Source organism: Streptomyces sp. NPDC087901 (assembly GCF_044742205.1).
GTDB lineage: Bacteria > Actinomycetota > Actinomycetes > Streptomycetales > Streptomycetaceae > Streptomyces.
Genome location: NZ_JBIUUC010000001.1, coordinates 805,093 through 831,318, shown reverse-complemented (window position 1 = coordinate 831,318; position 26,226 = coordinate 805,093). Strand labels below are relative to the sequence as shown.

The 26,226-nt window shown below is 71.4% G+C and carries 23 protein-coding genes; 15 read left to right on the top strand and 8 right to left on the bottom strand.

Translation table 11 applies throughout. The features are described from left to right. Positions 1 to 50: 50 nt before the first annotated feature. The gene (locus ACIOEW_RS03710; RefSeq protein WP_401960995.1) at positions 51 to 1,655 is read right to left on the bottom strand and encodes an MFS transporter; all 1,605 of its coding nucleotides are present in this window, start codon (positions 1,653 to 1,655) and stop codon (positions 51 to 53) included. A gap of 187 nt (positions 1,656 to 1,842) precedes the next feature. On the opposite strand from ACIOEW_RS03710, the gene panB reads away from it, so the two are divergent. The 3 genes from panB to ACIOEW_RS03695 all read left to right on the top strand — a co-directional run bounded on the left by panB (position 1,843) and on the right by ACIOEW_RS03695 (position 4,780). Continuing rightward, on the top strand, positions 1,843 to 2,730 hold the full coding sequence (panB, locus tag ACIOEW_RS03705; RefSeq protein WP_401960994.1) for a 3-methyl-2-oxobutanoate hydroxymethyltransferase: 888 nt from the start codon (positions 1,843 to 1,845) through the stop codon (positions 2,728 to 2,730). A 176-nt stretch (positions 2,731 to 2,906) separates the two neighbouring features. Then, complete coding sequence (locus tag ACIOEW_RS03700) at positions 2,907 to 3,926, top strand: ATP-binding cassette domain-containing protein (protein ID WP_401960991.1); 1,020 nt, start codon at positions 2,907 to 2,909, stop codon at positions 3,924 to 3,926. After that, the gene (locus tag ACIOEW_RS03695; protein ID WP_362554623.1) at positions 3,923 to 4,780 is read left to right on the top strand and encodes an ABC transporter permease; all 858 of its coding nucleotides are present in this window, start codon (positions 3,923 to 3,925) and stop codon (positions 4,778 to 4,780) included. Before ACIOEW_RS03700 ends, ACIOEW_RS03695 begins: the two co-directional genes overlap by 4 nt. Positions 4,781 to 4,807: 27 nt before the next feature. On the opposite strand, the gene ACIOEW_RS03690 is transcribed toward ACIOEW_RS03695, so the two are convergent. Then, the gene (locus ACIOEW_RS03690; protein ID WP_401960990.1) at positions 4,808 to 8,128 is read right to left on the bottom strand and encodes a BTAD domain-containing putative transcriptional regulator; all 3,321 of its coding nucleotides are present in this window, start codon (positions 8,126 to 8,128) and stop codon (positions 4,808 to 4,810) included. A 203-nt stretch (positions 8,129 to 8,331) separates the two neighbouring features. Between ACIOEW_RS03690 and ACIOEW_RS03685 the strand changes: the two genes are divergently transcribed. Beyond that, positions 8,332 to 9,135, top strand: a complete 804-nt coding sequence (locus ACIOEW_RS03685; protein WP_362554627.1) for a site-2 protease family protein — start codon at positions 8,332 to 8,334, stop codon at positions 9,133 to 9,135. 5 nt (positions 9,136 to 9,140) lie between these two features. On the opposite strand, the gene ACIOEW_RS03680 is transcribed toward ACIOEW_RS03685, so the two are convergent. Both ACIOEW_RS03680 and npdG read right to left on the bottom strand, forming a co-directional pair. Beyond that, positions 9,141 to 9,332: a hypothetical protein gene (locus ACIOEW_RS03680; protein ID WP_401960988.1), complete on the bottom strand. Its 192-nt coding sequence runs from the start codon at positions 9,330 to 9,332 to the stop codon at positions 9,141 to 9,143. An 88-nt stretch (positions 9,333 to 9,420) separates the two neighbouring features. After that, a complete protein-coding gene (npdG, locus tag ACIOEW_RS03675; protein ID WP_362554631.1) occupies positions 9,421 to 10,131 on the bottom strand; it encodes an NADPH-dependent F420 reductase in 711 nt (236 codons plus the stop codon). A gap of 142 nt (positions 10,132 to 10,273) precedes the next feature. Between npdG and ACIOEW_RS03670 the strand changes: the two genes are divergently transcribed. Further along, positions 10,274 to 10,876 carry a hypothetical protein gene (locus tag ACIOEW_RS03670; RefSeq protein ID WP_401960986.1) on the top strand — a complete coding sequence of 201 codons (603 nt, stop codon included), beginning with the start codon at positions 10,274 to 10,276 and terminating at the stop codon, positions 10,874 to 10,876. Positions 10,877 to 10,955: 79 nt separating this feature from the next. Then, the gene (locus ACIOEW_RS03665; protein WP_401960985.1) at positions 10,956 to 12,266 is read left to right on the top strand and encodes an MFS transporter; all 1,311 of its coding nucleotides are present in this window, start codon (positions 10,956 to 10,958) and stop codon (positions 12,264 to 12,266) included. Positions 12,267 to 12,312: 46 nt separating this feature from the next. Here the strand turns inward: ACIOEW_RS03665 and ACIOEW_RS03660 are convergent, their stop codons facing one another. Continuing rightward, on the bottom strand, positions 12,313 to 12,546 hold the full coding sequence (locus ACIOEW_RS03660) for a hypothetical protein (RefSeq protein WP_148017597.1): 234 nt from the start codon (positions 12,544 to 12,546) through the stop codon (positions 12,313 to 12,315). A 206-nt stretch (positions 12,547 to 12,752) separates the two neighbouring features. On the opposite strand from ACIOEW_RS03660, the gene map reads away from it, so the two are divergent. Next, entirely contained in the window at positions 12,753 to 13,610 is an 858-nt protein-coding gene (map, locus tag ACIOEW_RS03655; protein ID WP_362554637.1) for a type I methionyl aminopeptidase, read from the top strand. Positions 13,611 to 13,826: 216 nt separating this feature from the next. After that, complete coding sequence (locus ACIOEW_RS03650; protein WP_362554639.1) at positions 13,827 to 14,492, top strand: biliverdin-producing heme oxygenase; 666 nt, start codon at positions 13,827 to 13,829, stop codon at positions 14,490 to 14,492. Between the two features lie 133 nt (positions 14,493 to 14,625). Here the strand turns inward: ACIOEW_RS03650 and ACIOEW_RS03645 are convergent, their stop codons facing one another. From ACIOEW_RS03645 to ACIOEW_RS03635, 3 genes are all read right to left on the bottom strand, one after another. Next, positions 14,626 to 15,297 carry a PhzF family phenazine biosynthesis protein gene (locus tag ACIOEW_RS03645; RefSeq protein WP_401960982.1) on the bottom strand — a complete coding sequence of 224 codons (672 nt, stop codon included), beginning with the start codon at positions 15,295 to 15,297 and terminating at the stop codon, positions 14,626 to 14,628. Positions 15,298 to 15,381: 84 nt separating this feature from the next. Continuing rightward, positions 15,382 to 16,965, bottom strand: coding sequence for an HtaA domain-containing protein (locus ACIOEW_RS03640; RefSeq protein WP_401960980.1), 1,584 nt, complete (start codon positions 16,963 to 16,965; stop codon positions 15,382 to 15,384). 80 nt (positions 16,966 to 17,045) lie between these two features. Beyond that, the gene (locus ACIOEW_RS03635) at positions 17,046 to 18,470 is read right to left on the bottom strand and encodes an HtaA domain-containing protein (RefSeq protein WP_401960978.1); all 1,425 of its coding nucleotides are present in this window, start codon (positions 18,468 to 18,470) and stop codon (positions 17,046 to 17,048) included. Between the two features lie 136 nt (positions 18,471 to 18,606). Between ACIOEW_RS03635 and ACIOEW_RS03630 the strand changes: the two genes are divergently transcribed. The 7 genes from ACIOEW_RS03630 (at position 18,607) to ACIOEW_RS03600 (ending at position 26,118) form a co-directional block, all read left to right on the top strand. Further along, a complete protein-coding gene (locus ACIOEW_RS03630; protein WP_401960976.1) occupies positions 18,607 to 19,680 on the top strand; it encodes a hemin ABC transporter substrate-binding protein in 1,074 nt (357 codons plus the stop codon). Further along, a complete protein-coding gene (locus ACIOEW_RS03625) occupies positions 19,677 to 20,774 on the top strand; it encodes a FecCD family ABC transporter permease (RefSeq protein ID WP_401960974.1) in 1,098 nt (365 codons plus the stop codon). The genes ACIOEW_RS03630 and ACIOEW_RS03625 overlap by 4 nt, the downstream gene beginning before the upstream one ends. Beyond that, positions 20,771 to 21,610, top strand: a complete 840-nt coding sequence (locus tag ACIOEW_RS03620; protein WP_401960973.1) for a heme ABC transporter ATP-binding protein — start codon at positions 20,771 to 20,773, stop codon at positions 21,608 to 21,610. Before ACIOEW_RS03625 ends, ACIOEW_RS03620 begins: the two co-directional genes overlap by 4 nt. A gap of 191 nt (positions 21,611 to 21,801) precedes the next feature. After that, entirely contained in the window at positions 21,802 to 22,938 is a 1,137-nt protein-coding gene (gene efeO / locus ACIOEW_RS03615; RefSeq protein WP_362554653.1) for an iron uptake system protein EfeO, read from the top strand. Positions 22,939 to 22,961: 23 nt separating this feature from the next. Next, positions 22,962 to 24,239, top strand: a complete 1,278-nt coding sequence (gene efeB, locus ACIOEW_RS03610; RefSeq protein WP_401960969.1) for an iron uptake transporter deferrochelatase/peroxidase subunit — start codon at positions 22,962 to 22,964, stop codon at positions 24,237 to 24,239. Positions 24,240 to 24,269: 30 nt separating this feature from the next. After that, a complete protein-coding gene (efeU, locus tag ACIOEW_RS03605) occupies positions 24,270 to 25,253 on the top strand; it encodes an iron uptake transporter permease EfeU (RefSeq protein WP_362554657.1) in 984 nt (327 codons plus the stop codon). Next, the gene (locus ACIOEW_RS03600; RefSeq protein ID WP_401960967.1) at positions 25,186 to 26,118 is read left to right on the top strand and encodes a hypothetical protein; all 933 of its coding nucleotides are present in this window, start codon (positions 25,186 to 25,188) and stop codon (positions 26,116 to 26,118) included. The genes efeU and ACIOEW_RS03600 overlap by 68 nt, the downstream gene beginning before the upstream one ends. The last annotated feature ends 108 nt before the right edge of the window (positions 26,119 to 26,226 follow it).

The window sequence follows — 26,226 nt, the reverse complement described above, 5'->3', positions numbered from 1 at the left end:
CGTCCGGCCCGGTCAGGACGAAGGCCCCGGGCCGTGCCGGGCCGCCGGCCTCACCGTCCGGCGGGCGCGGGCACGGCCTCCTCGTCCTGCGCGGCCTCCTGCCCGGCGGGAGCCCCGCCCGGCAGGAACAGGGCGACCACGATCGTTCCGACCAGGGCGACACACGCCGACCCGATGGCCGTGACGTGCATGGCGCTCATGAAGGCGTCGTGCGCGGCGGCGACCAGCGGGGTGCCCGCCGGGCCCATCTTCTCCGCGACGCCGAGCGTCGCCTCGATCGACTCGCCCGCCACATCCCTGGCCGCGGCCGGGACCGCGTCGAGGTGTCCCTCGATGTCGCCGCGGTAGACGGCGGACAGCACCGACCCGAGGACGGCGATCCCGAGGGCGCCACCGACCTGCCGGAACGTGTTGTTGACGGCCGAGCCCGAGCCGGCCTTCTCGCGGGGCAGCGCCTGCATCACGGCGACGGTGACCGGCGGCATCACATGGGCCATGCCGGTGCCCTGGACGAAGAAGACCACGCACATCACCCAGACCGGGGTGGTGGCGTCGAACAGGGCGAACGCCGCGAGGCCGGCGGCGACCATCAGCATGCCGACGGTGCACACGGCGCGGGCGCCGAACCGGTCGACCACAAGCCGGGCCCGTGGGGCGAAGACCATCTGCGCGACGGCCAGCGGCAGGATCAGCAGCCCGGACTGCAGGGCGCTCCAGCCGCGCACGCTCTGCATGTAGAAGGCGGAGAAGAACGTCACACCCATCAGCGCGAAGAAGACCAGCGCGATGGCGGCGACGGCCGCGGAGAAGGCCGGCTTCCTGAAGTAAGACACGTCGATGGCCGGGCTGCTGCTGCGCTTCTCGTGAAGGACGAACACGACCAGGACGGCCAGGCCGCCGATGACCGGCAGAACCACGGAGGCGTCGGTGAAGTCGGCGAGTTCGCCGCCGCGGATGATGCCGTACACCAGCAGCACCAGGCCGATGATGGAGAGCACCACACCGACCGGGTCGAGCCGTCCCGGCTTCGGGTCCCTGGAGTCCGGCACGAGCACCACCATGGCGATCAGCGCGAGAACCACGACGGGCACGTTGACCAGGAAGATCGAGCCCCACCAGAAGTGTTCGAGGAGCAGTCCGCCGGTGATCGGGCCGATCGCGATGCCGAGGCCGACACTGCCGGCCCAGATACCGATGGCCTTGGGCTGCTCGTCACGCTCGAAGACGTTCATCAGGACGGCGAGCGTCGCCGGCATGACGAAGGCGGCGCCGAAGCCCATCACCGCACGCCAGGTGATCAGTTCGGCGGGCGATCCGGACATGGCGGCGAAGGCGGAACCGGCTCCGAACAGCACGATGCCGAAGAGCAGGACCTTCTTGCGCCCGATGCGGTCGCCGAGCAGGCCCGCGGTGAAGAGCAGCCCGGCGAAGACGAGCGTGTAGGAGTTGATGGCCCACTCCAGCTCGCTCTGGGTGGCTCCCAGACCGGTGGGCGAGGGGGACGCGATCGTCTTGACGGCGACGTTCAGGATCGAGTTGTCCAGCACCACGATGAGCAGGCTGAACATCAGGACGGCGAGGATCGCCCAGCGGCGGCGGTGGACCGCCTCGGGGACCTGGGGCACGGCGACAGGAGCGCCGGACGGTATGGACATGACGAGAAGCGTAACTTCATTTCGATACGAGACCGTCTCGTATTGGAAAGTCTTTACCGGACTGCCGTGACACCGGATGCCACCCTTGTGGCGGGCCCACTTCCCGGGAACGGCTCCGGGATGCCACCATGGAAGAGATCCGGGGACGCCGTCAGGGCGCCTCGAGATGACGAAGGAGCCGTTGGCAATGTCGCTTCAGGCTGCGCACAACCAGTCCGCCACACCCCCCGCGGGAGCCCCGTCCGACAGCAGCAAGGCGCTGTACGGAGGAAAGAGCAACCGCCGCATCACCATCCACGACATCGCCGCCGCCACCGGGCGCGGCGAGAAGTGGCCCATGCTCACCGCCTACGACGCGATGACCGCGTCCGTCTTCGACGAGGCCGGCATCCCGGTCATGCTCGTCGGTGACTCCATGGGCAACTGTCACCTCGGCTACGAGACCACCGTGCCCGTCACGATGGACGAGATCGCCATCCTGTCCGCCGCCGTCGTCCGGGGCACCAAGCGCGCCCTGATCGTCGCCGACCTGCCTTTCGGGGCCTACCAGGAGAGCCCGGTCCAGGCCCTGCGCAACGCCACCCGGCTGATCAAGGAGTCCGGGGTCGGCGCGGTCAAGCTGGAGGGCGGCGAGCGCAGCCACGAGCAGATCAAGCTCCTGGTCGACGCCGGCATCCCGGTCATGGCCCACATCGGCCTGACACCGCAGTCCGTCAACGCGATGGGCTACCGCGTGCAGGGCCGCGGTGAGGAAGCCGCCCAGCAGATGCTGCGCGACGCCAAGGCCGTACAGGACGCGGGCGCCTTCGCCGTCGTCCTGGAGCTCGTCCCGGCCGAACTGGCCGCCGAGGTCACCCGCACCCTGCACATCCCCACGGTCGGCATCGGGGCCGGCCCCGACACCGACGCGCAGGTGCTGGTCTACACCGACATGGTCGGCCTGACCGGCGGCAAGGTGCCGCGCTTCACCAAGCAGTACGCCGACCTGCGCCAGGTCCTCGGCGACGCCGCGAAGGCGTACGCGGACGAGGTCGTGGGCGGCACCTTCCCGGCGCCGGAGCACACCTTCCACTAGGGCCCGCACGGCTTCCACCGAAGCCTGCACGGCCCCGGACCCGCCCCGGGAGCCGTCCGGCACCGGGGCCCACCGACCACTGCCGCACCACCGACAGCCCGCCGACTTCCCCCATCGGCGGGCTGTCGCCCTGCTGTCGGCGGCCTGTCGGCGTGCTGTCGGTGGCGGCTGGTCTGATGGTGGACATGACGCGAATCGACAAGAACCCCAGGAACGGCAAGAACGCCGTCGAGGTACGGGGACTGGTCAAGCACTACGGCTCGACCAAGGCTCTGGACGGCGTGGACCTCGATGTGCGCGAGGGCACCGTCCTCGGCGTGCTCGGCCCCAACGGCGCCGGCAAGACCACCCTCGTACGAGTCCTGTCCACCCTGATCCAGCCCGACGCCGGACACGCGACCGTGGCGGGCTTCGACGTGGTGAAGCAGCCCCGCGCGCTGCGCCGCACCATCGGCCTGACCGGGCAGTACGCCTCGGTCGACGAGAAGCTCTCCGGCTGGGAGAACCTCTACATGATCGGGCGGCTGCTCGACCTGCCGCGCAGGAAGGCCCGCTCGCGCGCCGACGAGCTGCTCGAGCGCTTCTCGCTCACCGACGCGGCGAAGAAGGCCGCGATGGAGTACTCCGGCGGAATGCGCCGCCGGCTGGACCTCGCCGCCTCCATGATCGGCAGCCCGGCCGTGCTCTACCTGGACGAGCCGACGACGGGGCTCGACCCCCGTACCCGTAACGAGGTCTGGGACGAGGTGCAGCGGATGGTCGCGGAGGGGGCGACCGTGCTGCTCACCACCCAGTACATGGAAGAGGCCGAACAGCTCGCCAACGAGCTCACCGTCATCGACAAGGGCAAGATCATCGCCCGCGGCGGCGTCGACGAGCTGAAGGCCAAGGTCGGCGGCCGCACCCTGCAGATCCGCCCCTCCGACCCGGCCGAACTGGCCGCGATGGCGCAGGCCATCAGGGAGGCCGGCCTCGACGGTGTGGCAGGTGCCCAGGCGGTCCCGGACGAGGGACTGCTCTACGTACCGATCCTCAGCGACGAGCAGCTCACCGCCGTCATCGGCCTGCTCGGCACCCGGGGCTTCTCGCTGGCGCACGTCGCCACCGCGCTGCCCAGCCTCGACGAGGTGTTCCTCGCCGTCACCGGCGGCAAGGCCACCGTCACCGACACGATCCCCCAGGAGGTCGCGGCATGAGCACGACGACTCTGACGCCCACCCCCACCGACGCGGCCGTGGCCGCCCCGGCCACGAAGGTCCACGACGAGGGCCGGATCGGACTGCGGAACAACCTGCGCCACATCGGGGCGCTGGTGCGGCGCAATCTGCTCCAGATCAAGAAGGATCCGGAGTCGATGTTCGACGCACTCCTGATGCCGGTCATCTTCGTGCTGCTGTTCGTGTACGTCTTCGGCGGTTCTGTCGGCAGCAGCATGGGCGGCGGGCGGCAGGAATACCTGAACTACCTGATCCCCGGTCTGATGGCGATGATGGGCATGAACATCGCCATGGCCGTCGGCAGCGGTGTCAACGACGACTTCCGCAAGGGGGTCATGGACCGGTTCCGCACCATGCCGATCGCCCGCTCCTCGGTGCTCATCGCCAAGATCGTGGTCGAGCTCGCCCGGATGATGGTCGCCACGCTGATCCTGCTGGGCATGGGCTTCGCGCTCGGCATGGAGCTCCACGGGTCGGTGCTGGGGCTCATCGGGGCGATCGCCCTTGCGGCCGCGTTCGGCGCCGCCATCATGTGGATCTTCATCCTGCTCGGACTGTCCATGAAGACGGCTCAGGCCGTCCAGGGAATGGGGATGATCGTGATGATGCCGCTCCAGTTCGGCTCCTCCATCTTCGCCCCGCCCACGACGATGCCCGGCTGGCTCCAGACGTTCACCGACTACAACCCGCTCTCCAACCTGGCCGACGCGGCCCGCGCCCTGATGATGGGCACCTCGGTCGGCAACTCGGTCTGGCTGACGCTCGGCTGGACCGTGGTCATCACCGCGGCGATGGCCCCGCTCGCGGTGTCCAAGTTCCGCAAGAAGTCCTGACCTCCTGACCGCAGGGGTTCGGGTCCATCAGCCCCGGTACGCGTCCACGAGGGCGGCGGCCTCCTCCCGGGAGAGACCGCCGCCCTCGGCGTGCGCGGCCTCGTAGGCGGTATCCCCGAGTGCCGCACGGACCATCGCCTCGGCCCGGGCGAAGTTCTCCCGCTCCATCGACGTCAGGAAGTGCCCCTCCGGCAGCAGCGCCCGGCCGGCGGCCAGCAGCCGCGCGCCGAGCTCCGCCCCGCGCTCCTCGCCGAGCCCGCCCAGCGCCCATGCCACGGTGACCAGGTGGATCACCGCCATCTGCGGCGCCACCATCTGCGTCAGCGGATCACCCAGGCGCGTCAGCGCCTGCCGGCCCAGGTCCAGGCCGCCGGCGTAGTCCCCGTCCTGGTTGTCCAGCCAGGCCAGGCCGCCCAGCACGAACCCCTCGAAGATCGCCATGGTCTGGGATCTGAACTCCTCGAGCAGTTCGAGGAACTGCTCGCGGGCCTCGGCCGTACGGTCGGAGCGGCCCAGCCACAGCGCCAGGAAGAGCCGGGCCGCCGGACGCGCCTCGTGTCCCGCATGCCGCTCGTCCGCGATCACCTCGCGCAGGATCACCTCGCCCTCGGCCCCCCGGTCCAACTCGGTGAGCGCGGAGGCGTAGCGGGTGCGGAGCACCGACACCTGCGCCAGGGCGCCGAGCTTCTCCGCGTAGTCGATCGCGGCCTGGTAGTCCTCGGCCGCCCGGATGAAGTCGCCGGACTTCTCGCTCGCCTCACCGCGCGAGGAGAGCGCCTCGGCCATGCCCCAGTCGTCGCCGAGACGGCTGAAGATCTCCAGGCTCTCGTCGGCGTCCACATGGGCCGCGCCCGCCCAGTCGGGGCGGTTGGCCAGGACGTTGGCTCGCATCTGGAGCGCCGCGGCAAGCTCCCACTCGAAGGCGAACTCCCTTGCGGCGCGGACCGTTTCGTTCAGCAGGTGCCGCAGATCTGCGACGCCGCCGGTCAGCATGACGGCGAAGAACCAGAGCGACGCGGGGCTCCGGCAGGTCTGCGGCTGACCGGCCCGGTAGGTGTCGGCGATCCCCCGCAGCCGCACCATGCTGGCCTCGTTCGTCCACTCGTCCATCGCGTGGTCCATGTTGACCAGCTGCACCAGCGCCACCTGGCGCCGTGCTTCCTGGAGCAGTTCGGGTCCCATGGGCGGGGGCGCGTCGGTGCAGCGTTCAAAGATCGAGGGCGCGGGCCGCACGGGTGCGGCGAACGGGTCGGGGCCGAGAGCCGCGGCGGCGTCGGCCCAGTGCAGGGCGTCGCTGCGCAGATTGCGGATCTGCCAGTACCAGGAGAGGGAGATCACCAGGCACAGCGACTCCTGCTCGTCACCTGCGGAGACGGCGTGCCGCAGCGCGGTGCGCAGGTTCTCGTACTCGCGCTGGAAGAGCTCGATGGCGGCGCGCTGTCCGGCGCCGCGGAGCAGAGGGTCGGTGGTACGGGCCAGCTCCCGGAAGTGCACGAGGTGCCGGCGCTCGACGGCGTCCCGCTCCCCCGTCTCGTCGAGCCGCTCCGCCGCGTACTCGCCGACGGTCTCCAGGAGGCGGTAGCGCATCCCGCCGTCCGCCGCGGGTGCGGCGACGACCAGGGACTTGTCGACAAGTGAGCCGAGCAGTCCGGCGACCTCCTGCGCCTGCTGCGTCCCGTCCGCGCAGACCGCCTCGGCCGCTTCGAGGGTGCAGCCGCCGGCGAAGACGGACAGCCGCCGCAGGGTGGCGCGTTCGTCCTCGGTGAGAAGGTCCCAGGACCAGTCGACGACGGCCCGCAGGGTCTGCTGGCGCGGGAGCACCGTGCGGCTGCCGCCGGTCAGCAGCCGGAACCGGTTGTCGAGCCGGTCGGCGATCTGCTGCGGGGTAAGCATCCGCAGCCGGGCGGCGGCGAGTTCGATGGCGAGCGGCAGACCGTCCAGGCGGCGGCAGATCTCGGCGGTGGCCGCCGCGGTCGCCTCGTCGGCGTCGACCCGGAAGCCGGGCAGGGCGGCGGCGCCGCGCTCGGCCAGCAGGCGCAGTGCCGTCGGGTCGGGCAGCGGCTCGACGGGCCGGACGAACTCGCCCGGCACGCCGAGGGGTTCGCGGCTGGTGGCGAGGACGGTGAGCCCCGGGCAGCGGGCCAGCAGATGATCGGCGAGGGCAGCGGCGGCCTCGATCACATGCTCGCAGTTGTCCAGGAGCAGCAGCATGCGGCGCCGGGAGCAGTGTTCGGTGAGCCGGGAGAGCGGCTCGCCCGCACCCCTTTCGGCGGCCCGGAGTTCCTCGGCACCGGCACCGCGCAGCACGGTCTCGCGAGCGCCCAGGGCGCCGAGGACCGCCTCCGGTACCGCTTCCGGGTCGTCGACGGGCGCGAGTTCGGCCAGCCAGACGCCGTCCGGCCAGGACGCGGGGTCGAAGGATTCCGCGGCTTCCTGGGAGAGCCGGGTCTTGCCCGCCCCGCCGGGTCCGAGCAGGGTGACCAGCCGGGCCCGGGAGAGGTCGTCGCGCAGGGCGTCGATATCGCGCTCGCGTCCGACGAAGCTGGTGAGCCGGGCCCGGAGGTTGCCCTGCCGGACAGCCGGTGCCGGGGCTCGGGGGGTCGTCGTTCGCGGGGCGGGACGGGGCGGTTCCTGGCGGAGCAGTCCGGCGTGCAGCGCGCTCAGCTCGGGTCCCGGGTCGGTACCGAGCCGGTCGGCGAGCACGGTGCGCACCTCGTCGTACGCGGCCAGTGCCTGCGCCGTCCGCCCGGCGTCGCGCAGGGCACGCAGCCGCAGCGCCTGGAGCGGTTCGTCGATGGGGTGCTCGTCGCAGAGCGCGGCCAGCTCCGGCAGCACCTCGTCGGCCCGCCCGAGCGCGAGCGCCGCGGTGAGCCGGTTCCTGCGGGCATCGAGGCGGCGGACGGTCCAGCGGGCCGCGGCGGAGTGCCGGTCGGGCAGATCGGCCAGCGCCGGTCCGCGCCAGAGGCCGAGCGCATCGTCGAGGACGCTCAGGGCCTTCGCCGGATCGCCCGCTTCCAGGGCTCGCGCCCCCTCGCCCGAGAGGCGTTCGAAGCGGTAGAGGTCGACGCTGTCCGGTTCGGCGGCCAGCCGGTAGCCGTTGTCCGCGGAGGCGACCGCCGTATGGCCGAGCGCCCGCCGGAGCCGGCCCACGAGTGCCTGCAGCGCCCCCGACGCGTCGGCGGGCGGGTCCCCGTCCCACACCTCGTCGACGAGCACCGCGGCCGACACCGTCCGGCCGGGGCGCAGCGCGAGCACGGCGAGCAGGGCGCGCAGCCGCGCCCCGCCGATGGCGACGGCCGTACCGTCGTCGCGAAGTGCCTGGGTGGTACCGAGGATGCCGTAGCGCACGCGCCCATTGTCCGTGACGGGGGCCGGGCCATCCACAGCCACCCGGCCGTACCCGCTCGCCCCGCCCGTATCCCTGCCCGTCATGCCTCCACCATTCATGGAACCACCGGCCCGAAGCGAGACGTTTTCCGCGTGTCGCCTGTACGGTCGGGGCTCGCCGCCCGCCCGCTCCCGCCTTCCCCGCAGCCACCAGGAGCTCGCCGATGACCACCGCAACACCCCGCAGCGACCGGCGTATCAGCCCGGTCTTCCTCGGTATCGCCGCCGTGACGGCGGTGTCCGGCTGGGCGGTGTGGACGGACTTCGCCGAGCAGCCCGGCTTCGCCACGTTCCTGTTCGTCACGGCGGCCTGGGTCGTCTCGCTCTGTCTCCACGAGTACGCCCACGCCCGGACTGCGCTGCACAGCGGCGACATCTCCATCGGTGCCAAGGGCTACCTGACCCTCAACCCCTTGGCGTACACGCATGCCCTGCTGAGCATCGTGCTGCCCGTGCTGTTCGTGATCATGGGCGGCATCGGGCTGCCCGGTGGTGCGGTCTTCATCGAGCGGGGACGGATCCGCGGCCGCTGGCGGCACAGCCTGATCTCGGCGGCGGGCCCGCTGACGAACGTCCTGTTCGCGCTCGTGTGCACCGCACCGTTCTGGCTGGACGCACTGGACGGCGTCCCCCTCGCCTTCCGGTACGCGCTGGGCTTCCTGGCGCTGCTCCAGGTGACGGCCGCGATCCTGAACTCCGTACCGGTGCCGGGGCTGGACGGCTACGGGGTGATCGAGCCGTGGCTCTCGCACTCGGTCCGGCGCGCGGTGGAGCCGTTCGCGCCGTTCGGGCTGATCGCGGTCTTCGGCCTGCTGTGGGTACCCGGGGTGAACGCGGCCTTCTTCGACGCGATCGACGCGCTGCTGCGGTCGCTGGGCGTCAGCGAGTTCGAGACGTACTGCGGTCTCGACGCCTACCGGTTCTGGCAGACGCAGAATCCGGTGTGCGCGATGAACGTGAACGGATAGGCGCCCTACACACCCTGCGCGGCCTGGGCGTTCACGACGCGCTGCCGGCGCACGTAGTACCAGGACATGTTGGACGAGAGCCCGACCAGCAGCACCCAGACGATCCCGAGTAGCCAGCTGCCCTGCACGAAGGAGATCACGGCAGCCGCGACGGCGAGGACGCAGACGGCGATGGCGTAGAGAGCGAGGCGGGGCATGGGGGTGGCTCCTGTCGGGGGATGATGCGCGGTCCCGTCCAGTGTCCCCCATGCCCCCGGCCGCCGGGCGCAGGGTGCGGTGGCCGGCTCACACGTCGGTGGTGCGCAGCCCCGCGTGTGCCTTGTAGCGGCGGTTGACCGAGATCAGGTTGGCGACGAGCGACTCGACCTGGTGGGCGTTGCGGAGCCGGCCCGCGAAGATGCCGCGCATGCCCGGGATGCGGCCGGCCAGTGCCTGGACGATGTCGGTGTCGGCGCGGACCTCGCCCAGCACCAGCACATCGGTGTCGATCTCCTCGATCGTCTCGTCCTGGAGCAGCACCGCCGAGAGGTGGTGGAAGGCGGCCGTGACGCGGGACTCCGGCAGCAGGGCGGCGGCCTGCTCGGCGGCGCTGCCCTCCTCGGGCTTCAGCGCGTAGGCGCCCTTCTTGTCGAAGCCGAGCGGGTTGACGCAGTCGATGACGAGTTTGCCGACGAGTTCGTCGCGCAGGGACTCCAGGGTCTTGGCGTGCCCGTCCCACGGCACTGCGACGATCACGACGTCGCTGTCGCGCGCGCAGGCGGCGTTGTCCGCGCCGCGGACGCCGTTACCCAGCTCGTCGGCGGCGGTCTGTGCGCGGTCCGCCGCACGGGAGCCGATGATCACGTCGTGTCCGGCGCGGGCGAACCGGTAGGCGAGTCCGCGCCCCTGCGGGCCGGTGCCGCCGAGGACGCCGATGGTCAGGCCGGATACGTCGGGGAGGTCCCACGGGTCCTTGGCGGGGGGCTTGGGCGCGCTGCCGCTGTCATTTGTAGTCATGGCCCCGACACTACTGCCAGGTACGAGAGCGGGACGCTGTGTCCTCGGCCAGTGGGACGGACCTTCGCGCGACGCCCCGTACGGATGGTTCCGCCACCGTTCGCCGGTGTGCGGTCCCCGGTGTGGTGCATGATGCCGGGCCATGGATGCCGTACGAGTGGCGCTGCTGCGTGAGGTGCTCGCCGGGACCCAGTGGCCGTCGGCTACCCGACGGTTCGCCGGGACGCTGCGCTCGTCCGTCGTGCCGCACGGAGGCGGGCTGCTGCTGGTCGGGACCGAGGTGTACGAGCCGTGGCACCTGGCGGCCCATCTGGTCGACGAGTCCACCTGGTCGGGGCTGCCCGAGCTGGTGCCCACGCTGGTGCGCCACCGGGTGGAACCGGGCGACCCCGCGCACCTGGCGGTGGGGCTGGGCCGGATCGAGGCGGCGGGGCGGGGCGAGACGCTGCTCGTGGTGGTGCCGGAGCGGCCGGGCGAGGGGCTGCTGGAGCGGGTGCACGATGCCCGCCGGGCCGGGGCGACCGTCCTGTCGCTGGACAACGGCGATCCGGAGGTCCGGGGGCTCGCCCACGAGGCGCTCTCCGTGACGGGCGGCGACGATGTGGACCTGGACACGGTCCAGCACCTGGTCAGCGCGGCGGCAGGGGAGAACGGCACTCCGGTGCAGCGCGGCCGGCGTCGGTTCCGGGACCGGCTGTCCCGTCTCGCCGACCAGCTGACCGCGCCGCCGCCGGCGCGGTGGTGACCCGGAACACCAGCGGCCGGGCTCCACGCTCCGAAATCTGTTTGCATCGGGCACGCACCGGGACGGACCATGTCTCCTCGTGACCTCTCGCCCCTCCCTCGCCGCCAGGCTCGCCGCGCTGCTGCCCGACCTCTCGCCCTGGCGTTCCTCGGCGGACTTCCGCCTGTTGTGGGTGCAGGGGATCGTCACCTACTTCGGCAGCTTCATGGCACTGATCGCGCTGCCGCTCCAGATCAAGGACCTCACCGGGTCCCCGCTCGCCGTCGGCGCGATGGGCGCGGTCGAGCTGGTGCCGCTGGTCGTGTTCGGGCTCTACGGTGGGGCGCTCGCCGACGCGGCCGACCGTCGCAAGGTCATCCTGGCCACGGAGGCGGGGCTCGGTCTGCTCGCGCTCGTCCTGCTGGTGAACGCGGCCCTGCCCGATCCGATGCTCTGGCCGCTCTATGTGGTCGCCGGGGGTGTCTCCGCACTCGCCGGGCTCCAGCGGCCCGCGCTGGACTCGCTGATGGCCCGCATCGTGCCGCACGACCAGCTGGGCGCCGCCGCCGCGCTGAACTCGCTGCGCTGGCAGGCCGGCGCGATCATGGGCCCGGCGCTGGCGGGCCTGGTGGTGGCCTATGCCGGGCACGCCACGGCGTACGCCGTCACCGTGGTCACGTTCGCCGTCTCCGTGGTCCTGTGCCGCAGGCTCACGCCCGCGCCGCCCGCGGAGCAGGGGATGAAGCCGTCGCTGCGCGGCATCGCGGAGGGGGCGCGCTACGCGTGGAGCCGGCCGGTGCTGCTCGGGACGTACGCGATCGACATGGCGGCGATGTTCTTCGCCTTCCCGAACACGATCTTCCCGTTCCTAAGTGACGAGCTGGACGCCGAGTGGTCGCTGGGGCTGATGTACGCGGCGGGCTCGGTCGGCTCCCTCGTTCTGGGACTGACCAGCGGCTGGACGTCGCGGGTGCGTCGGCACGGGCTGTTCGTGGTGTTCGGTGCGGCCGTCTGGGGGCTGGCCATCGCGGCGGCCGGCTGGTTCGGCAACGTATGGCTGGTGCTGGTCTGTCTGACGGTCGCCGGTGCGGGCGACATGCTCAGCGGGCTCGGCCGTTCGACCATCTGGAACCAGACGATCCCGGAGGAGCTGCGGGGGCGGCTCGCGGGCATCGAGGTGCTCTCGTACAGCGTCGGCCCGCAACTGGGGCAGGTACGGGCCGGCGGTATGGCCGGGTGGACGGGGACCCGCACCGCGGTCTGGTCCGGGGGCGTGGCCTGCGTCGCCTCGGTGGCGCTGCTGGCGGCGGCCCTGCCGAAACTCCTCACGTACGACTCGGAGACGGACGAGGACGCGCTGCGCAGGCGCGCGCAGAGCGAGGAGGCCCTGCGGGCGGCGCCGACGGGCTGAGCCCGGGGCTCGCGGGCCCCGGACCCCTGCCGTCAGAACCCTGCCTTCAGCCGCCCGCGTTCTCGTCCGGGTCCGGGCGGTCGTGCCATTTGGGGTCGGTCTCCCATTCCAGGTTCCGCTCCTGCGCGGTCTCCATCGCGTGCTGCGCCTCCTGACGGGAGGTGTACGGGCCGAAGCGGTCCTTGGCCGGGCACTCGGGGCCCTCCTCGACCTTCTTGTGCTCCAGGCAGTAGAACCACTCGCCCGGCTTGCCGACCGTGCGCTTCTTGAAGAGAGCCATCGTGGGTTCCTTTCCTCGGTGCCATGCTGCCCCATACACGCTGGTTAGGGCCTGCTATTCGGATCAGGGAGCGGGGTCCGGGGCGTGCGACTGCAAGGCGGAGGAGTCACTGCGGAGCATTGGCGACCGACGACAACGCGGCAGATGTGCGTGCCGGACCCCGCGAGCCCGGCATGATCCGAATCGCAGGCCCTAAACTCACTGGCATGTCTGGCCAGTCGCTGCTTGTACCAGGGGAGCTCACTCCCGTCCGTTCCGTGCCCGGAAACATCCGGCGCCCCGAGTATGTGGGCAAGCCCGCTCCGACGCCGTACAGCGGCCCGGAGGTCCAGGACGCCGACACCGTCGAGCGCATGCGCGTCGCGGGACGCATCGCCGCCCAGGCGATGGGTGAGGCTGCGAAGCACATCGCGCCGGGTGTGACGACGGACGAACTCGACCGGGTCGCCCATGAGTTCATGTGCGACCACGGCGCGTATCCGTCGACGCTGGGGTACCGGGGCTTCCCCAAGTCGCTCTGCTCCTCGCTCAACGAGGTGATCTGCCACGGCATCCCGGACTCCACGGTGCTGCGCGACGGCGACATCGTGAACCTCGACGTGACGGCGTACATCAACGGGGTGCACGGCGACAACAACGCCACCTACCTCTGCGGCGACGTGGACGAGGAGTCGCGGCTGCTCGTGGAGCGCACCGAGGAGTCGCTGAGGCGGGCGATCAAGGCGGTGCGGCCGGGCCGCCAGGTCAATGTGATCGGCCGGGTCATCGAGTCGTACGCGAAGCGCTTCGGGTACGGGGTGGTGCGGGACTTCACGGGGCACGGGATCAACTCCTCGTTCCACTCCGGACTGATCATTCCGCACTACGACAGCCCGCACGCCACCACCGTGATGCAGCCCGGCATGACGTTCACCATCGAGCCGATGCTGACGCTCGGGTCCCACGACTACGACATGTGGGACGACGGCTGGACCGTGGTCACGAAGGACCGCAAGCGCACGGCGCAGTTCGAGCACACGCTCGTGGTGACGGAGACGGGCGCCGACATCCTCACGCTCCCGTAACTCCTCCCCTGTTCACCGAACGGCCGCCCCTTCCGGGCGGCCGTTCCTCGTTTCCTCCGGCCGTTTTTACCGACAAGCCGTCGGGAAGCAGTTGACTTAGGTAAGCCTTAGTAGGAAGATCGACGCATCGGCAGGCGCCGGGCGAACAGCCTCGGCGGCCCGGTATTTCCGTCTCTTTCTGGACTTCCCGTCCCCCTCGGTCCCCGGAGGCCCGCCTTGGACGCAACCGTCACCGCCACGCCCTTCTCGACGCTGATCCGCACCGCGTCGCACGAGCAGCACACCGAGGCGGAGACCTCGACCTTCATGAGCGATCTGCTCGGCGGGCGTCTCGGGGTGGACGCGTACACGCGTTACACCGAGCAGCTGTGGTTCGTGTACCGGGCACTGGAGGACGGCGCCCAGGCGCTGGCGGACGACCCGGTCGCCGGGCCCTTCATCCAGCCCGAGCTGATGCGCACCGCCGAGCTGGAGCGGGACCTGACGCATCTGCGGGGTGCGGACTGGCGCGAGGGCCTGGAGCCGCTCCCGGCCACGGCCGCGTACGCCGACCGGGTCGCCGAGTGTGCCCGCACCTGGCCCGCCGGGTACATCGCGCACCACTACACCCGGTACCTGGGCGACCTCTCGGGCGGTCAGATCATCCGCGACAAGGCGGAGAAGACATGGGGCCTCGCGCACAAGGGTGACGGGGTGCGGTTCTACGTCTTCGAGGAGATAGCCAACCCCGCCTCCTTCAAGCGGGGTTACCGGGAACTGCTGGACGCGGTGAACGCGGACGACCTGGAGAAGCAGCGCATCGTGGACGAGTGCAAGCGCGCGTTCGCGCTGAACACCGCGGTGTTCCGGGAGCTTGGCGAGGTGTTCCCGCTCAGCGCTTAGGCCTTGTGCGGCCGGCGGCGGGGCACCCGGGCTCGGGGTGCCCCGCCGCTTCGTCGTGTTCTCATTCGCTGTGTCCTCAATCGCCGGGCAGGCTTGATCTCGCCGCTACGGGGATTGGCCTTCCGCCTGGCGGTCAGCCCTTGAGCGCCAGTACGACCCGGCCGCCGATCTCCACCGTGCCGTCCGGTGCGGGGGCCGTGAGGATCTGGGAGCCGTGGCCCTGCCTGATGTTCAGGGCGCGGCCCAGCCGGTCGCTGAGCAGCAGCGCCGCAGCCCCCGTCGCCTCGTCCTCCGCGATCCCATCGAACCGCCGGGGGAACCCCCGCGCCCTCACCCGGCCTGCGGCCTCGTCCTCCCACGCCCAGGCGTAGAGCCAGCCCTCACCGGGCGGCGGGGCCGGCAGCGCGTCGACCTCGGCGACCGAGCCGTACCGCTCCAGCGTGCGCGGCGGCGCCCACTCGGGGCGGGCGGTGATCCAGCTGAACTCCCCGTCCTGGCGGGCGAAGACCTCCCCCACACCCAGCTCCAGGATCTCCAGGTCCAGCAGCCATGCGGCGCCGACCACGGGATGCCCGGCGAACGGCAGCCTGAGCCCCGGTGTGTAGATGTCCAGGTGGCCGCGTTCGGGGTCGTCCACGAACACGGTCTCGCTGAAGCCGAGCTTCCGGGCGAGCTCCTGCCGGGAGACCGCATCGGGGTGGTCGCGCCCGTCGCGTACGACTCCGAGGGCGTTCCCGTGCCGGCCGTCGGGGCCGCAGAACACGCGTAGTACGTCGATGCCGGCGGGTACGTCGTAGTCACTCACGTGCGCATTCAAGCACCCGCCCGGGCACCCGCCCCGTGTGAGGGCCGGTACCCGGGCGGTGGTGTCGCCCGGTGGGGACGGGGATCAGACGGTACGGCGACGGCGGGCCACGACGACCGCTCCCGCACCGGCTGCCACGATGGCGCCCGAGGCGGCGAACAGGGTGCCGGCCGGGAGGTCGGAGCCGGTGGAGGCGAGGGCGCCCGAGCCGCCGACCGTGCCGGCGCCGCCGGTGGACGAGCCGCCGATGGTGGACGAGCCGCCCGTGGTGGAGGTGCCGCCCGTGGTCGAGCCGCCCGTCGAGCCGCCGGTGGAGGGGAGTTCGGCATCCTCGTCGAGGGCGACCGCGACGGTCAGCGCGTCGAGCTGGTCACCCGCCTGGTACATCCCGCCGAAGGCCTTGGTGGCACCGGCGGCGGTGAGGTTCGCCGGAACGGCCGAGAGGGTCACCACGCCGTTCTTGGCGGTGAGTCCGCCCGCGGGCAGCTTGAGGTCGGCGAGCGCGAGACCGGTGTAGTGGGCGGTCTCCTTCGTCTCACGGTCCTTGGCGGACACGTCGGCGATGAGCTTTCCCTCGGTGCCGTCCGCCTCGATCTTCAGGTTGGTCAGGGAGAGGTCGAGGGCGTACGCGCCGTTCTCCTCGTGGCCCAGGAAGCGGACCTTGCCGTGGAACGCGGCGCTCAGGGTCTGCTTCGCGGCGTCGAACCGGCCCGTGGCATCGGGGAAGCGGTAGCCGTTGCCGGACGCGGTGGCGCCGGCGGCCGTCTCGACCTTGCCCTTGGCGATGGTGCCCGTGATGTACGAACGGAAGGAGGCCTTGACGCCCCAGTCCAGGGTGCCGTCGACGATCGTGCCCGGGGCGACGGCGGGCTTGTCGGTGACGGTGGTGGTCGGGGACGGCTTCGGCGTCGACTCCGTCGGCTGCGTCGTGGGCTTCCCGGTGGGCTTCTCCGTCGGCTCGGCCGGGTCGGTCGGCTTCTCGGTGGGCTTCTCGGTGGGCTTCTCCGTCGGCTCGGCCGGGTCCGTCGGCTTCTCGGTCGGGGTGGCGACCGCCTTCACGGTGAGCGTGGCGGGGTCGAGCACCTCCCCTTCCTTGTACTGGCCGTTGAAGGCCTCGGAGCCCGCCTTCGTGAGCTTCGCGGGGATGTCCTTGAAGACCATCGCCCCGCCCGCGCCCTGCCCCGGCCGGACGGCCGACAGGTCGAGGTCGGCGACCGCCACGTCGTTCGAGGTGCCGGCCGGGGTCGCCACATCGGCGGTGATCGCACCGCCCGTGCCGGCCGTGGAGAGCTTGACGTCCGAGAGCGTGATGTCCAGGACGCCGCCGTGGGCGGAGAAGTTGACGCCGCCCTCGAAGGCGGTGTCGGTGCCGTGCGTGGTCATGTCGTACGTGCCCTTGCCGTTGACAAAGGTGAACACACCGTTGCCCTCGGCCTGGGTGGCGCCGTCCTTGACCGTGATCTTTCCGGCGGCGCCGATGTACTTGCGGAAGGACTCCTTGAAGCCCCAGTCCAGGGTGCCGTCCTTCAGCTCCATCGCCGGTGCTGCCGCGGCGGCGCTCTGCGTGGACTGCTCGGCAGCGAGCGCCGGAAGAGCGAAGGCGGCGCCGAGGGCGGCGGCCGTGGCGACGGCGGCGGCAAGGGCTATGGGACGGCGGGTGGCTGCCATGGTCGGGGGTCTCCTCAGGGATGAACAGCGATCAACGGGGGTGGTGCGGGGGATTTTTCTGGCGGGGAAAGGGATGCGGGTCAGGAAGGGGTGTCCGCGGTGGAGCGGTTGCGGCGTACGAGAAGGAGCACGCCGGCCGCGGCCACGGCGAGCACTCCGGCGCCGAGTGCCACGTACAGCCCGGTGGGTGAGCTCTCGTCCGCCACGGTGGCCGCGGCCACGGGGGTCCTGGCCGGGGCGCTGTCCGACGGCTGCGCCGAGGGCGTCGGCTCACTGCCCAGGTCGGGAAGCGCGGGCAGCTCCGCCTTCGCCGTTACGGCCACGGCGAGCGAGACCGGGTCCATCGCGGTGCCCGCCTTGTAGAGGGAGCCGAACGCCTTGGCTCCGCCGGCGGTCAGGGTGGCGGGGGCCTCCGTGAGGACCGCGAGGCCGTCCTTCGGGGCGAAGTCCTCTGCCGTGAAGGTGACCAGGGGGACGGCCCTGCTGGTGGCGCCCTCGCTCAGGACGTCGGCGCGGAGCGTGCCCGTGCCCGCCTTCAGGACCACCGCGAACCGGGAGAGCTTCAGGTCGAGGCCGCCCGCCCCGGTGAAGCGGACGCTGCCCGCGAAGTCCGCCGCCAGGCTCTGCCTCTCCGGGTCGTACGTGCCCGTGCCCTCCGGGAAGCGGAAGAGCGCTCCGCCGTCCTGGGCGCCGCCGGACAGCGTCCACTTGCCCTGGCCGATCGCGCCGGTGACGTACTCACGGAAGGTGCGGCGCACACCCCAGTCGACGGCCGCGTCCTCGAAGCGGCCCGACGTCTCCTTCGGGCTCGCACTGCCCTTCGGCGTCCCGGGGGACTTCGGCGTCCCGGGGGACGTCGACGCGGCGGGCTTCCCGGCCGGGGCCGAGGTGTCCACGGAGAGGCTGACCGGGTCCAAGGGCGTACCGGTCGTGTAGTAGCCGGCGAAGGCCTTGGCGCCCTGCGAAGTGAGCGTCGCCGGGATGTTGTTGAGGGCGATGGGGGTGGAGCCGCCCGTCATGTCGATCCCGGAGAGGCCGAGCGTGGCCAGCGGGACCTGGGCGGTGGAGGTGACACGGCCGCTCCCCCGGTCCTTGCTGACCATGTCCGCGTACACCGTGCCGCTGCCACCCTGGATCCGGACGGTGGGGCGGCTGATGGTGAGGTCGAGTTCGTAGGATCCGCCGGACTGCTTGTGGCCGGTGAAGTGGACACCACCCGAGAAGCCGGCCCGGAAGGCGCCGTTCGCCGGGTCGTAGGAACCGGTCGCGGAGTGGAAGCGGAACTGACTGCCGCCGACCGTTGCCGCACCACCGGTCAGGCCCCAACTGCCCTGTGCGATCGGGCCCGTGACATAGCTCTGGAAGGAGGACTTGATGCCCCAGTCCAGCCGTCCACCCTGCACCGTGCGGGTCGCCGCTTGCGCCTCGGCGGCCGGGAGCAGCGCTGCCGGCAGTACCGCGAGAAGCGCGACGGCGAGCGCGCGGGCAGGTCTGAACGAGGACATGAGGACCCCTCCGAGGTCTAGAAAATAAGGTAAGGCTAACCTAAGGTATGTACATCGTGTGCCGGTACCCCTTTCCGTCACATTCCTCGCAATCCCTTACCAACTGCACGCCGCAGAACGACAGGACGGTGCCCCAGTGCGCTTCCATCAGGACTTCGACCCGCCGGGCCGGGGCGCCGGGCAACCAAGGCGCAGGCGCACCGGCGTCCTGACGGCCGCCGTATCCCTGGCGACGGCGCTGCTGCTGGCCGGCTGCGGGGGTACGGGGGCTACCACGGCGAAGACGGCGGGAGCCGAGGCGTCCACGGCAGCCGACCGGATCGAGCCGCTGGCCGCGACGCCCGCACCCCGGTTGCCCGTCACCGTGGAGTCGGCGGACGGCAAGCGGACCACGATCACCTCGGCGGACCGGATCGTGCCGCTCACCGGCAGCCTGAGCGAGATCGTCTTCACCCTCGGCCTCGGCGAGCAGGTGGTGGCCCGCGACATCACCGCCACCTTCGAACAGGCGGCGAAGCTCCCCGTGGTGACCCGGGCCCACGACGTGTCGGCGGAGAGCGTCCTGTCCCTGCGGCCCACCGTCGTGCTCGCCGACACCACGACCGGCCCGGCCGAGGCCATCGGCCAGATCCGCGACGCCGGCATTCCGCTCGTGGTCGTCGAACCCGCCAAGGAGCTCGCCGACGTGGGCCGCCGGATCGACACGGTGGCCGCCGCCCTCGGCGTACAGAAGTCCGGTGACGCGCTCAGGAAGCGCACCCAGGACCGCATCGACGCCGTACGGAAGTCCGTGCCCGCGCCGGCCGACGGGGCGGAGAAGCCGCGGGTCGCCTTCCTCTATCTGCGCGGCTCCGCGTCCGTCTATCTGCTGGGCGGCCGGGAGTCCGGGGCGAGTTCGCTGCTGGAGGCGGCGGGCGCCGTCGACGCGGGCAAGGCGTCCGGGCTGAAGAAGGACTTCACCGCCATCACCAGCGAGGCCCTGGCCAAGGCGGCCCCCGACGCGATCCTCGTGATGGCGAAGGGCCTCGACTCGGTCGGCGGTGTCGACGGGCTGGTGAAGATCCCGGGCGTAGCGGAGACCCCGGCGGGCCTGGACCGCCGGATCGTCTCGATCGACGACGGGGTGCTGCTGAACTACGGGCCGCGCACGGACCGGGTGCTGAGCGACCTGGTCGCCCATCTCCACCCCGAGGGCGGTGCGGCCAAGTGACCACCTCGTACAAGGCCCCCACCCGGCCGGCCGCGGCCGAAGAGGCCCCTGCGCCGCCCCCGGCCCGGCACTCCACGGCCGTCACCCTGACCGCCGGGCTGCTCACCGCACTGCTCCTGGGCTGCCTGCTGTCCGCAGGCCTCGGCGCGTACAGCATCCCGCTCGGCGACGTGCTCGCCTCCGTCCAGCACCGGATCGGGCTCGGCGGTCACGCCCTGGACCGGGTCGGCGAGAGCGTCCTGTGGAACGTACGGCTGCCGAGGGTCGTCCTCGCGCTGCTGGTCGGCGCCTCGCTCGGCTGCGCGGGAGCCCTGATGCAGGGCGTGTTCGGCAATCCGCTCGCCGAGCCGGGCGTCATCGGGATCTCCGCGGGGGCTGCGGTCGGTGCGGTGGCCTCGATCGCGCTGGGGCTGAGCTTCTTCGGCAACTGGACCATCACCGTCTGCGCGTTCGTCGCAGGGCTGCTCACCGTCCTGCTGGTGTACGCGCTGTCGCGGTCGGGCGGCCGGACGGAGGTGGTGACGCTGATCCTCACGGGCATCGCCGTCAACGCGTTCGCGGGCGCGCTGATCGGTCTGTTCATCTTCTTCGCCGACAACGCGCAGATCACCCAGATCACCTTCTGGCAGCTCGGTTCGCTGGCCCAGGCCACCTGGCCCAAGGTGCTGGCGGTACTGCCGTGCGCGGTGCTCGGGCTCGCCCTGGCCCCCTTCTACGCGCGGAAGCTGGACCTGCTGGCGCTCGGCGAGCGGCCGGCCCGGCACCTCGGCGTCGACGTCGAGCGGCTCCGGATCGTGCTGGTGCTCGTCGTGGCACTGCTGACCGCCGCCGCGGTGGCCGTCGCCGGGATCATCTCGTTCGTCGGGCTGCTGGTGCCGCACCTGCTGCGGATGGCGAACGGCCCGGGGCACCGCTTCCTCGTGCCCGGCAGCGCGCTCGGTGGTGCGCTGGTGCTGGTCGCGGGTGATCTCGCGGCCCGTACCGTCGCCGATCCGGCCGAGCTGCCGCTCGGTGTACTGACCGCGCTCTTCGGCAGCCCGTTCTTCTTCTGGCTGCTGCGCAGAACCCGTCGCAGGCAAGGTGGTTGGGCATGAGGACGCTGCGGAACCTCTTCGCGGTACGGGGCCGGCAGCTGCCCGCGCCCGTCTCCCCCGGCGACCCGGTCGCCGAGGCGCGCGGCCTGCGGGTCCGCCTCGGCGGGCGGCAGGTGCTCGACTCCATCGACCTGACGGCCCACGCGGGCGAGGTGCTGGCGCTCGTCGGCCCGAACGGGGCGGGCAAATCGACCCTCCTCGCCGCGCTGGCCGCCGACCTGCCCGTCGAGGGCGGGGAGGTGCGGATCGGCGGGCGCCCGGTCACCGACTGGTCCGCGCCCGAACTGGCGCTGCGCCGGGCGGTGCTGCCGCAGTCCGCGGCTCTCTCCTTCCCGTTCCCGGTGGAGGACGTCGTACGGATGGGGCGCGCACCCTGGGCCGGGACGGACCGGGCGGACGAGGACGATCCGGCGGTCCGCGCGGCGATGGCGGCCACCGAGGTCACCGAGTTCGCGGCCCGCCCCTTCTCCGCACTCTCCGGCGGCGAGCGGGCCCGGGTGGCCCTGGCCCGGGTGCTGGCGCAGCGCGCACCGCTGCTGCTGCTCGACGAACCGACCGCCGCGCTCGACCTGCGCCATCAGGAACTGGTGCTGAGGATCTGCCGGGAACGGGCCGCGGCCGGGGACGCGGTCGTGGTCGTCCTGCACGACCTGGGCCTCGCGGCCGCGTACGCGGACCGGGCCGCCGTGCTGCACGACGGGCGGATCTCGGTGGCAGGCCCGCCGGCCGAGGTGTTCACCAGTGCCTCGCTCAGCAGCGTCTACCGACAGCCGGTCGAGGTGTTCCCGCATCCGCGGACCGGGGTGCCGCTCGTCGTGCCGGAAAGGGCCTCTTGACCATCGCATGACCCGTTCCGGGGTCGCTCATGGGTCGGTTGTGATCACTTCGTTTCTGTGAGTCCTCTGTGAGAGCTGAATCACTGCGAGGAGGGGTATCAGTCAGGTAAGCCTCGGTTAAGTTAGGTCGGCCTCACCCGGCTTTGTCCGGCTGTTCCTTCCTTCTCCTTTCGTCGTCAAGTGGAGCCCGCATGCGAGCCGTTCGTTTCTCCGTCGTCACCGCTGCCGCCACCGTGGCCGCTCTGACCGCTGTCACGGGCTGCGCCGAGAAGAGCGACGGCAAGGGCGAGGGCGCCGTCCAGGTCGTCGCCAAGGACGACTCCTGCGACGTCTCGAAGACGAAGCTGCCTGCCGGGCACATCGAGCTGGCCGTGCAGAACAAGGGTTCCAAGGTCACCGAGGTCTACGTCCTGTTCCCGGACGACCGCATCGTCGCCGAGCGCGAGAACATCGGCCCGGGGACCAAGGCCACCATCACCGCCGAGATCAAGGCCGGTTCGTACGAGATCGCCTGCAAGCCCGGCATGAAGGGCCACGGCATCCGGCAGAAGATCGAGGTCAGCGGCGGCAAGGTGGCCAAGCGCAGCCCTGAGATGGACAAGGCCGTCGCCGCGTACCGCACCTACGTCCAGGCGCAGGCCGACGAGACGCTGCCCAAGGTCAAGGTCTTCACGGACGCCGTAGCCGCCGGTGACATCGAGGCCGCGAAGAAGGCCTACGCCGACTCCCGTATCGGCTGGGAGCGCACCGAGCCGGTCGCCGAGTCCTTCGGCGACATCGACCCGAAGGTCGACGTCCGCGAGGACGGCCTGGAGGACGGTCAGAAGTGGACCGGCTGGCACCGCCTGGAGAAGGCGCTGTGGCAGGACAAGAAGCTGGGGACCGAGGAGAAGGCCCTCGCGCCCACCCTCTACAAGGACCTGCTCGACTGGCAGAAGCGGGTCGGCACGGCGGAGATCACCCCGACCTCGATGGCCAACGGCGCCAAGGAGCTCCTCGACGAGGTCGCCACCGGCAAGGTCACCGGTGAGGAGGAGCGCTACAGCCACACCGACCTGGTCGACTTCAAGGCCAACGTCGAGGGCGCGGAGAAGTCCTACGCGCTGCTGAAGCCGATCGCCACGAAGAACGACGCGGCGCTGACCTCGTCCCTGGACAAGCAGTTCGCGGCACTGAACACGCTGCTCGACAAGTACCGCACGGACAAGAACTCGTACGTGTTCACCTCGTACGAGAAGGTCGGCAAGGCGGACCGCAAGGAGCTGTCGGACGCGGTCAACGCACTGGCCGAGCCCCTCTCGCGGCTCGCCGCCGCGGTGACGAAGTAACCGGCCGGAAGGAGGTTCCGGGCATGTCCGAGCAGAATCGGCAGACATCCGACGACGCCGACGAGACCTCGGGGGGCGCCCCGTCCAGGCGGGCGCTGCTCGGCTGGGGCGGCGCCGGGCTCGCGCTCGGTGCGGCTGCGGCCGGCGGCGCGGTGGCCGCGGTGCGTTCCGGGGACACCCCGGTCACGGCCGCGGACAGCGGCGCCGCGGTGCCGTTCCACGGTGCGCACCAGGCCGGGATCGCCACCGCTGTCCAGGACCGCCTGCACTTCGCCGCGTTCGACGTGACGACGAAGGACCGCGCCGAACTGGTCGCGCTGCTCAAGGAGTGGACCCGGGCGGCCGAACGGATGACGGCCGGCCACGCGGTCGGCGACGGGGCCTACGGGGGTCTGGCGGAGGCTCCGCCGGACGACACGGGCGAGGCCCTGGGGCTCAAGCCGTCCCGGCTGACCCTGACGATCGGCTTCGGCCCCTCGCTGTTCGCCAAGGGGCGGTTCGGCCTGGAGGACAGGCGGCCCGAGTCCCTGGTCGAGCTGCCGAAGTTCCCGGGCGACAACCTCGACAGGGCCCGCAGCGGCGGCGACCTGTGCGTCCAGGCCTGCGCGGACGACCCGCAGGTGGCGGTGCACGCCATCCGCAACCTCGCCAGGATCGGCATGGGCCGCACCGCGATCCGCTGGTCGCAGCTGGGCTTCGGCAAGACGTCCTCGACGACGCCCGACGCCCAGACCCCGCGCAACATGATGGGTTTCAAGGACGGCACCCGGAACATCTCCGGCACCGACACCGCCGCCCTCGGCCGGCACGTGTGGGTCGGCGAGAAGGACGGCGCCGGCTGGATGACCGGAGGCTCCTATCTGGTGGCCCGGCGCATCCGCATGCACATCGAGACCTGGGACCGGACCGGACTGCAGGAGCAGGAGGACGTCTTCGGCCGCGACAAGGGCGAGGGCGCCCCGGTCGGCAAGGCGAAGGAGCGCGACGAGCCGTTCCTGAAGGCGATGCTGCCGACCGCTCACGTACGGCTCGCGCACCCCGACACCAATGACGGGGCGACGATCCTGCGCCGCGGCTACTCCTTCACCGACGGGACGGACGGCCTCGGCCGTCTCGACGCCGGGCTGTTCTTCCTCGCGTACCAGCGCGACACCCGCAAGGCGTTCGTACCGCTCCAGCGGCGCCTGGCGGCACACGACGCACTCAACGAGTACATCCAGCACGTGGGTTCGGCGCACTTCGCCGTCCCGCCGGGCGTCCGCGACAAGGACGACTGGTGGGGCCGGGCGCTGTTCTCGTAACGGGACTCGAAGCGGAAAGGGAACCGAAACGTGTTCAGCAACTTTTTGATCGGCCTGCGCGAGGGCCTTGAGGCCAGCCTGGTCGTCTGCATTCTCATCGCGTACCTGGTGAAGACCGGCAACCGGCACAAGCTGCTGCCGATCTGGGTCGGGGTCGGCATCGCGATCGTCGTCAGTCTGGCCTTCGGCGCCGGTCTCGAATTCGGTTCGCAGGAGATGACGTTCAAGGCCCAGGAGGCGCTCGGCGGTTCGCTGTCGATCCTCTCGGTCGGCCTGGTCACCTGGATGGTCTTCTGGATGCGCCGCACCGCGCGTCATCTCAAGGCGGAGCTGCACGGCAAGCTCGACGCGGCGCTCGCGATGGGCACCGGCGCCCTGGTCGCCACGGCGCTGCTCGCGGTGGGCCGCGAGGGCCTGGAGACCTCGCTGTTCGTGTGGCGTGCGGTGCACGCGGCGGACGACGGCTGGCATCCGATGATCGGCGCGGTGCTGGGCATCGCCACGGCCGTCGTGCTGGGGTGGCTGTTCTACCGGGGCGCGTTGAAGATCAACCTGGCGAAGTTCTTCACCTGGACCGGCGGCATGCTGGTGGTCGTCGCGGCGGGTGTGCTCGCGTACGGCGTCCACGACCTGCAGGAGGCCGAGTTCCTCGGCGGTCTGCAGAACCGGGCGTTCGACATCAGCGCCACGATTCCGCCGGACAGCTGGTACGGCACGCTGTTGAAGGGGACGTTCAACTTCCAGCCCGATCCGACCGTTCTCCAGATCACGGTGTGGGCGCTGTATCTGATCCCCACCCTCGCGCTGTTCCTCTCCCCGGTAGGGTTCGGACGGTCAGAGAGCCCTGCAGTGGGGGCGACGGATCAGAAGGCGCGGAAAGCAACGGATGAGAAGCCTGAGGCCGGTTCGGCTGGCGACGGGGCTCGCGACAGCGACAGTGCTGAGCATGACGGCGAGCGGGTGCGTGACGGTGCACGGCGAGCTGGAAGTCGTCCCGGCGGCGACGCGGCCTGAGGCCGCGCAGGCCCTGGAGGATTTCACCACCGCGTACAACGCGGCGGACAAGGCCTACGACCCCGCGCTGGACGCGGAGCAGGTCACCGGCGCGCTCGGAGCGATCAACCAGGCGGGGCTGCGGGCCCGGGGGAAGAGCTATCCCAACGGCAACGCGAACCACCGGCCGCTGGAACTGACCGACGTGAACTACGTCGTTCCGAAGAAGGCCGGCTGGCCGCGGTGGTTCCTCGCGGACACGGACTCCAACCGCGATCAGGACAGCGGGAAGCTCGACACCCGCTGGTTGTTCGTCTTCGTCAAGTCCGGCCCCGACGCGAGGTGGAAGGCCGCTTATCTGTCGGTCGTCACCCCGTCCCAACTCCCCGACTTCGCGAAGGACGGCGAGGGGCGGGCCACACCCACGGCCGCGGACAGCGCCGAACTGGTGGTGGCTCCGCAGGACTTGGGCGCGAAGTACACGGGCTACCTGCAAAAGGGCGCGCCGGACGTGTTCGCCCCCGGATCGTCCACCTCGGCCTGGCGCAACGCCCGCCTGAACACCCGACGGGCCGGCTTCTCGTACCAGTACATCGACCAGCCGCTGAGCAGCGGGCCTTTCGGGCCGCTCGGCCTGGAGACGGCTGACGGCGGCGCGCTGGTCTTCTTCAGCAGCAAGCACTTCGAACGGCAGACCGCCGCGAAGGGGCTGCGCCCGACGGTCTCCCCGGACGTCGCCGCACTGCTGACCGGTGAGGTGCAGAGCACCCTCACGAAGGAGCGGGTCTCCAGCCAGCTGGTGTACGTCCCGAAGAAGGGTGCCGGGTCGGGCAAGGTGATCGTGCTGAACCGCGTGCCGGGGCTGACGGCGGCGAAGGGGTCCTAGCACCGGAACGGCGCGGGCGAAGGGGGCCCAGCACCGGAACGGCGCGGGGCGAAGGAATCCCAGCACGGGTACGGCGCGGGGCTAACGGCCCCGGCCGCCCGGTCCGGG

Coding starts and splice junctions, on each gene's coding strand:
- ACIOEW_RS03710 (WP_401960995.1), bottom strand. CDS start 1,655: ATGTCCATACCGTCCGGCGCTCCTGTCGCCGTGCCCCAGGTCCCCGAG.
- panB (WP_401960994.1), top strand. CDS start 1,843: ATGTCGCTTCAGGCTGCGCACAACCAGTCCGCCACACCCCCCGCGGGA.
- ACIOEW_RS03700 (WP_401960991.1), top strand. CDS start 2,907: ATGGTGGACATGACGCGAATCGACAAGAACCCCAGGAACGGCAAGAAC.
- ACIOEW_RS03695 (WP_362554623.1), top strand. CDS start 3,923: ATGAGCACGACGACTCTGACGCCCACCCCCACCGACGCGGCCGTGGCC.
- ACIOEW_RS03685 (WP_362554627.1), top strand. CDS start 8,332: ATGACCACCGCAACACCCCGCAGCGACCGGCGTATCAGCCCGGTCTTC.
- ACIOEW_RS03680 (WP_401960988.1), bottom strand. CDS start 9,332: ATGCCCCGCCTCGCTCTCTACGCCATCGCCGTCTGCGTCCTCGCCGTC.
- npdG (WP_362554631.1), bottom strand. CDS start 10,131: ATGACTACAAATGACAGCGGCAGCGCGCCCAAGCCCCCCGCCAAGGAC.
- ACIOEW_RS03670 (WP_401960986.1), top strand. CDS start 10,274: ATGGATGCCGTACGAGTGGCGCTGCTGCGTGAGGTGCTCGCCGGGACC.
- ACIOEW_RS03660 (WP_148017597.1), bottom strand. CDS start 12,546: ATGGCTCTCTTCAAGAAGCGCACGGTCGGCAAGCCGGGCGAGTGGTTC.
- map (WP_362554637.1), top strand. CDS start 12,753: ATGTCTGGCCAGTCGCTGCTTGTACCAGGGGAGCTCACTCCCGTCCGT.
- ACIOEW_RS03640 (WP_401960980.1), bottom strand. CDS start 16,965: ATGGCAGCCACCCGCCGTCCCATAGCCCTTGCCGCCGCCGTCGCCACG.
- ACIOEW_RS03635 (WP_401960978.1), bottom strand. CDS start 18,470: ATGTCCTCGTTCAGACCTGCCCGCGCGCTCGCCGTCGCGCTTCTCGCG.
- ACIOEW_RS03620 (WP_401960973.1), top strand. CDS start 20,771: ATGAGGACGCTGCGGAACCTCTTCGCGGTACGGGGCCGGCAGCTGCCC.
- efeO (WP_362554653.1), top strand. CDS start 21,802: ATGCGAGCCGTTCGTTTCTCCGTCGTCACCGCTGCCGCCACCGTGGCC.
- efeB (WP_401960969.1), top strand. CDS start 22,962: ATGTCCGAGCAGAATCGGCAGACATCCGACGACGCCGACGAGACCTCG.
- ACIOEW_RS03600 (WP_401960967.1), top strand. CDS start 25,186: ATGACGGCGAGCGGGTGCGTGACGGTGCACGGCGAGCTGGAAGTCGTC.